At 63.6% G+C, this 6439-nt stretch carries 8 protein-coding genes; 1 reads left to right on the plus strand and 7 read right to left on the minus strand.

The window, feature by feature from the left end:
• Positions 1-362 (minus strand): Rieske 2Fe-2S domain-containing protein (locus tag B3873_RS16635; protein WP_286867397.1); only part of this gene is annotated, 362 nt, incomplete at its 3' end.
• 326 nt (positions 363-688) lie between these two features.
• Between B3873_RS16635 and B3873_RS16640 the strand changes: the two genes are divergently transcribed.
• On the plus strand, positions 689-1198 hold the full coding sequence (locus B3873_RS16640; RefSeq protein WP_134134500.1) for a MarR family winged helix-turn-helix transcriptional regulator: 510 nt from the start codon (positions 689-691) through the stop codon (positions 1196-1198).
• Between the two features lie 3 nt (positions 1199-1201).
• On the opposite strand, the gene B3873_RS16645 is transcribed toward B3873_RS16640, so the two are convergent.
• From B3873_RS16645 to B3873_RS16670, 6 genes are all read right to left on the minus strand, one after another.
• Positions 1202-1903, minus strand: coding sequence for an ABC transporter ATP-binding protein (locus tag B3873_RS16645; RefSeq protein ID WP_034336193.1), 702 nt, complete (start codon positions 1901-1903; stop codon positions 1202-1204).
• A complete protein-coding gene (locus B3873_RS16650; RefSeq protein WP_286867401.1) occupies positions 1896-2663 on the minus strand; it encodes an ABC transporter ATP-binding protein in 768 nt (255 codons plus the stop codon). The genes B3873_RS16645 and B3873_RS16650 overlap by 8 nt, the downstream gene beginning before the upstream one ends.
• Entirely contained in the window at positions 2660-3667 is a 1008-nt protein-coding gene (locus tag B3873_RS16655) for a branched-chain amino acid ABC transporter permease (protein WP_121045765.1), read from the minus strand. Before B3873_RS16655 ends, B3873_RS16650 begins: the two co-directional genes overlap by 4 nt.
• Complete coding sequence (locus B3873_RS16660; RefSeq protein WP_039784001.1) at positions 3664-4530, minus strand: branched-chain amino acid ABC transporter permease; 867 nt, start codon at positions 4528-4530, stop codon at positions 3664-3666. Before B3873_RS16660 ends, B3873_RS16655 begins: the two co-directional genes overlap by 4 nt.
• Positions 4531-4782: 252 nt before the next feature.
• Complete coding sequence (gene pcaF, locus B3873_RS16665) at positions 4783-5985, minus strand: 3-oxoadipyl-CoA thiolase (RefSeq protein ID WP_209535210.1); 1203 nt, start codon at positions 5983-5985, stop codon at positions 4783-4785.
• Between the two features lie 36 nt (positions 5986-6021).
• Positions 6022-6439 (minus strand): CoA-transferase (locus tag B3873_RS16670; RefSeq protein WP_286867405.1); only part of this gene is annotated, 418 nt, incomplete at its 5' end.

Genomic DNA, 6439 nt, shown 5'->3' on the forward strand with positions numbered 1-6439 from the left:
TGGATCTGCGCCGGATCGGCCTGCTCCTTGTCACCGGGCCACACCCAGATGAAGCCGTAACGCTCCACCACCGGGAAGCTGCGTATGCAGGGGAAGCCGCGCACGCGCTGGCCCGGCATGCTGCGGGTCTGGCCATCGCAGCCCATCTCCAGGCCGTGATAGCCGCATACCAGTTGCCCTTCCCGCACGAAGCCCAGCGACAGCGGCGCGCCGCGATGCGGACAGAAATCCTCAACGGCAGCAACCTTGCCTTCGGCGCCACGATAGAACACGATCTTCTCGCCGCAGATCTGGCGGCCCAGGGGCTTGCTTTCGATTTCGTCGGGCGTGCAGGCGACGTACCAGGCATTCTTGGGGAACATGACGGTCTCCTTGGGTGAATTCCTCAACCGGCACCGGCCTTCCAAGGCCAGTGCCCTTCTTGATGGACTGCTCCAGCTTGTTCTTTTCCGCAGGCGGCTTGATCCAGATCCTGTCGGGTCTCGCATTTATCTGTTTTAATATTCAGTACACTGAATGTTAGAAAAGTATCCGCCAATCCGCAGCGCAAGTAAACGCGCTGGCGGACTTTTTTCGTTGCGCGTTGCATCAATTGATTGAGGGAAAACCTTGCGGACCGTACACTGCCGCATCGCTGTCATCACCCTGCAGCTCATCCATTACCTGATTGCATCCGACCTCATCCGCCATGCCAGAGACCACGCCACCCAAGGACGAAAGCCAGCTCATCGATCTCTACGAGCACCCCGGCCACCTGTTGCGGCGGGCGCAGCAGATTTCGGTGTCGATCTTCCATGACGAAACCGGCGGCATCATTACCCCGGTGCAATACGCCATCCTGCGCATGCTGTCGAACCATCCCGGCATCGACCAGGTGAGCTTGTCGGGACTGGTCGCCATCGACACTTCCACTGGTGCCACGGTCTGCGCACGGCTGGAAGAAAAGGGATTGCTGGTGCGCGAAGTCATTCCGCACAACCGCCGCCAGCGCGCATTGCGCATCACGCAGGCCGGCGAAGCCCTGCTGGAAGAACTGATCCCCGGCCTGCAGCGCCTGCGCAAGCGCATCCTGGCGCCCCTCGATGAAGCCGAACAGCAACAGTTCATGCTGCTGCTGGACAAGCTGGTGCACGAGAACAATCCGCAGAGCCGTGCGCCGCTCGCACGCTTGCGCGACCAGGATTGCCAGGAAGACTGAACGCTAGGCCACTGCTACCAGCCGATCCAGTGTCTCGCCATCGTCCAGCAGGCTCTGGCTGTCCGAGGCATGCACGATGCGGCCGCGATCGAGCACGATGGCCCGCTGCGTCAACGACAGCGCCATGCGTGCATGCTGCTCCACCACGATCACCGACATCCCTTCTTCACTGACCAGGCGGCGGATCACCTTCAGCAGCTCCTGCACGATGATCGGGGCCAGCCCTTCCATCGGTTCATCCAGCAAGAGGATGCTGGGGCTCACCATCAGCGCGCGCGCAATGGCCAGCATCTGCTGCTCGCCCCCGGAGAGCTGGTTGCCCATGTTGTGGCGGCGCTCATGCAGGCGGGGAAAAATCGAATAAATCTTCTGCAAGTTCCATTTTCCGCCACGCTCCACCACCGTCAGGTGTTCCTCCACCGACAGCGAAGGAAACATGAAACGCTCTTGCGGCACCCAGCCCAGCCCGGCGTGCGCGCGCTTGTGGGTCGGCACGCGCGCGATGTTGCTGCCACGCCAGTGGATGCTGCCGCCATGCAGGCGCGTCAGTCCCATGAGCGTGATCAACAGGCTGGTCTTGCCCACGCCATTGCGCCCCAGCAGGGCCAGGCTCTCGCCTTCCTGCATCGAGAAGGATACCTCTTCCAGGACGATGGAGTCGCCATAACCGGCGCTCACCTTGTCCAGTGCCAGCAGATCAGGCATGTTCCGCCTCCCCCAGATAGACTTCCTTGACGCGCTGGTCAGCCGCAATCTCCGCCGGCGTGCCTTCCACCAGTACCTTGCCGCCGACCAGCACCGTGATGCGCTCGGCGAAGCGGAACACCAGCCCCATGTCATGTTCGATGAAGACGATGGTCACTTCACGCGGCAGCTGCGCAATCACTTCGAAGAGTTCGCGGCTTTCCGCCGAGGGAATGCCGGCGGCTGGCTCGTCCAGCAACAGCACCTTGGGCTGAGTCGCCAGCGCGAGGGCAATTTCCACCAGCCGCTGCTTGCCATAGGCCAGGCTGCGCGTGATGCTGTTGGCTTCCTGCGCCAGCTTGAGCGATGCCAGCAAGGCCATGGCTTCGTCCACCACCACGGTCTGGCTGGCCACGGTCTGGTACCACTTGTATTGCAGGCCGCGCCGCTCCTGGATCGCCAGGATCACCGACTCCAGCACCGTGAGACCGGCAAAGAGCGTATTGATCTGGAAGGTGCGCGTCATGCCGCGCTTGACGCGTTCATGCTGGGCCAAGGCGGTGATGTCCTCGCCACCGAACCATACCTTGCCCCCGCTGGGCGCAAAGCCGCCCGTGAGCAGATTGATGAAGGTGGTCTTGCCCGCGCCATTGGGACCGATCAAGGCGTGGCGCGCGCCGGGTGTGAAGGTCAGCGAGATATCGCTGTTGGCCACGAAGCTGCCCCAGCGTTTGCTCAGGCCTTCGGTGCGCAAGGTGGTATCGGCTGGATGCGGGCTCATGCGCGGCCTCCCTTGAAGAACTTGTCACGCAGCACCGCCAGCCCGCCGAGCAGGCCACCGCGCGCAAACAGAACGATCACGATCAGCAGCAGGCCAATCCAGAATTGCCAGTAGGCCGGATTGAGTCCGGACAGGTAATCCTGCGCCAGCATGTAGACCAGTGCACCGACCAGTCCGCCATAGAGGCGGCCGGTACCGCCCAGCACCAGGATGATGAGCAACTCTGCCGACCGCGGGAAACCCAGCACATCCAGCCCGACGAACTGCGTGGTCTGCGCCAGCAGGGCACCGGCCACACCGGCCACCGCAGCGGCCACCGTGAAGATGACGACCAGGCGGCGATTGACATCGGCACCGATGGCCGGCATGCGGCGGCCGCCTTCGCGGATGCCGCGCAGACCCAGCCCGAAGGGAGAATTCACCATCCGCCGCAGCACCACGAACAGCAGCAACAGCACCGCGAAACTGTAGCCATAGGCCACGCGTCCGTTGAGGTCGAACTCGAAGACACCGAAGATCTTGCCCATCACCATGCCGGACAAGCCATCCACACCACCGGTGATGAAGGCCGCCTTGTTGGCCGCCTCGAACAGCATCAGTCCGATGCCCAGCGTGACCATCAGGCGCGTGAGGTCCGCTCCGCGTACCACCAGGAAGCTCACGAGGAACCCGGCGACGGCCGCCACGATGGCCGCCAGCAATAGCCCCGTGATCGGCTCGCCCCAGCCATGCACGGCCAGCAGCCCGGCCGTGTAGGCCCCCAGGCCGAAGAAGGCGGCATGCCCCAGCGAGACGATGCCGGCATAGCCCAGGATCAGATCCAGCGAGACGGCGAACAGGCCCACGATCATGATCTGGCTGATCAGCACCAGGTAATCGGGGAAGAGGAAATAGGCCGCCACCGGCAGCAGCCAGAAGAGGATCTCCAAGGGAGTCCAGCGATCATTGGGCAAGCGCAGGACCGGCTTGGCGGCCGCTCGGGTTGAAGTGCTGGTGCTGCTCATCCGCGCCTCCGCATCAGTCCGGCCGGGAACAGGATCAGCAACACCACCATCAGGCCATAGATGACGAAGGCGCCGATCTCCGGCACATAATATTTTCCGGCGACATCGAACACGCCCAGGATCAGCGCGGCCAGCAGCGGCCCCTTGATGGTGCCGGCCCCACCCACGGCCACCACCAGCAGGAAGTAGACCATGTACTTGACCGGGAAGGTCGGGTCCAACCCCAGCACGTCAATACCCAGGCCGCCACCGAGACCGGCGAGACCCGACCCCAGTGCGAAGGTCAGGCTGAACACGCGGCTGACGTTGATGCCCAGCCCCGCTGCCGCCACCTGGTTGTCGACCGAGGCGCGGATCTGCGCACCGAAGCGGGTGCGCTCGATCAAGAGGCCCAGCGCCACCGTCACGATCACCACCACGCCGATCAGGAAGACGCGATACGCCCCGACATCCAGCCCCAGCAGCGAGATCTGTCCGCGCAGCCAATCCGGCAGCACCACAGGCTGCTGGGTTGGCCCCCATTGCCAGGTCGCGCCGGCCACGGCCATGAAGGTCAGGCCGATGGAAAACAGCACCTGGTCCAGGTGGCTGGCCTTGTAGAGCCGCCGATAAAGGGAACGCTCAAGGATCAGACCGACGATGGCGGCAGCGATGAAGGCCAGTGGCAAGGTCGCGAGGAAAGGAACGCCGATGCGATTGAGCAGCGTCACGCAGACATAGCCGCCCAGCATGGCGAAGGCACCATGCGCGAGGTTGATGAAGTTCATCATCCCCATCGTCACTGACAGGCCCACGCTGATGAGAAACAGGAGGCTGCCGTAGGCAATGCCATCGAAGAGCACGCCAAGGAAGTTGCCTAGCATGGCACTCCTCCCCGGCAAGGACGAGCGGGCGCAGCCGAACGCGGCGCGCAGTCATGATGCGAATGCATGATGCGGTTGGTCTCCTCTTCTGGCCTGCGGCTCTGTTTTTTGTGGCCGCTTGGAAATCGATATAAATTATTTTTCTATTGTGCTGCGCCTGCCTCAATTCATGCTTGATCAATTTTCACGAAGACCCTTGCGATCTTCATGGATGGCGCGACATGGCTATCTGGCCGCGCCATCCCGAACGCATCACACGCGCTCGATCACCATCGCGATACCCTGCCCCACGCCGATGCACATGGTGCACAGCGCATAGCGGCCACCGGTGCGCTCCAGCTGGTAGGTGGCGGTGGTCACCAGGCGCGCACCGCTCATGCCCAGCGGATGGCCGAGGGCGATGGCACCGCCGTTCGGATTGACGCGGGCGTCATCATCGGCCACGCCCAGTTCGCGCAGCACGGCCAGCCCTTGCGAGGCGAAGGCTTCGTTGAGTTCGATCACGTCCATCTGATCAATCGTCATGCCCAGTTGCGCCAGCACTTTCTTGCTGGCCGGGGCCGGACCCATGCCCATGATGCGCGGTGCGACACCGGCCGTGGCCATGCCCAGGATGCGGGCGCGCGGCTTGAGCTGGTACTTCTCGACGGCATCGGCACTGGCCAGCAGCAAGGCGCAGGCGCCATCGTTGACGCCGGACGCATTGCCGGCAGTGACGGTGCCATCGGGCCTGACCACGCCTTTCAGCCGGGCCAGCGCTTCAATGCTGGTCGCACGCGGATGTTCATCCTGGGTCACGGTGATGGGATCGCCCTTCTTCTGCGGGATCACCACCGGCACGATTTCCTGTGCCAGGTTGCCATTGGCTTGCGCAGCGGCGGCCTTGGCCTGGCTGCGTACGGCGAACTGATCCTGATCTTCGCGGCTGACCTTGAAATCGACGGCGACATTCTCGGCGGTCTCGGGCATGGCATCCACGCCATACTTCTGCTTCATCAGTGCATTCACGAAACGCCAGCCGATCGTGGTGTCCTGGATCGCCGCCTGGCGCGAGAAGGCGCTGTCAGCCTTGCCCATCACGAAGGGTGCGCGCGTCATCGATTCGACGCCACCGGCGATCATCAGCTGGGTTTCACCGGACTTGATGGCGCGCGCGGCCGTGCCCAGCGCATCCATGCCGGAGCCGCACAGGCGATTGATGGTGCTGCCCGGCACTTCCTGCGGCAGGCCCGCCAGCAGCAGCGACATGCGTGCCACGTTGCGGTTGTCTTCACCGGCCTGGTTGGCGCAGCCAAAGATCACGTCATCGACGGCCTTCCAGTCCACCTGCGGATTGCGCTCCATGAGCGCGCGCAGCGGCACCGCGCCCAGGTCATCAGCGCGCACGTCCTTGAGCGCGCCGCCATAGCGGCCGATGGGGGTGCGGATGGCGTCACAGATAAATACGTCTTTCATGCATTCCTCACAGCGATAACGATACGGGTCACGGAATCAGGCCGCCGGGCGCAGCGGTGCGCCGGTCAGTTCCTGCAATTGCGCAAAGGACAGGCCCTCGACGATCTCGCGCACCTGCAGGCCTTGCGGGGTCACGTCGATGACGGCCAGGTCGGTGTAGATGCGGTTGACGCAGCCGATGCCGGTGAGCGGATAGGAGCAGGCCTCCACCAGCTTGCTTTCGCCGGTCTTGGTCTGGTGGTCCATCATGACGAAGACTTGCTTGGCACCGATGGCCAGGTCCATCGCACCGCCCACGGCGGGGATGGCATCCGGTGCGCCGGTGTGCCAGTTGGCCAGGTCACCCTTGGCCGAGACCTGGAAGGCACCCAGCACGCAGATGTCCAGGTGGCCGCCGCGCATCATCGAGAACGAATCCGCGTGATGGAAGTAGGAACCGCCGGTCAGGAGCGTC

This window comes from Herbaspirillum sp. UBA812, assembly GCF_002296545.1.
GTDB classification, from domain to species: Bacteria; Pseudomonadota; Gammaproteobacteria; order Burkholderiales; family Burkholderiaceae_D; genus Herbaspirillum; species Herbaspirillum huttiense.